Origin of the sequence: Methylococcus sp. S1M (assembly GCF_051295855.1) — a bacterium.
Taxonomy (GTDB): Bacteria; Pseudomonadota; Gammaproteobacteria; order Methylococcales; family Methylococcaceae; genus Methylococcus; species Methylococcus capsulatus.
Window position 1 is genome coordinate 1 of sequence record NZ_JBPDXO010000074.1, and the last position, 234, is coordinate 234.

Sequence of the window (234 nt, forward strand, 5' to 3'; positions counted from 1 at the left end):
GAGGATCTCGACCAGGTCGGATTCGTCGACGTTGGAGACGAAGTGAGCGCGCAGCCGCGGGTCTGCGTAAGGCTGCAGTGCCTTGACCACCATCTACGGGCCCAGGTCGGACCCGCCGATGCCGATGTTGACCACATCGGTGATGGCCATTCCGGACGCGCCGCGACATTCTCCCGTGCGGACCGACTCAGAGAAGCGGCGCATGCGGTCGAGAACGCGGTTGACATCCGGCAA

Annotated in this window: 1 pseudogene; it reads right to left on the minus strand. The window is 64.5% G+C overall.

The features are described 5' to 3' along the window. Positions 1 to 234, minus strand: a pseudogene (pgi, locus tag ACSHWJ_RS16115) (glucose-6-phosphate isomerase); the annotation flags it as partial.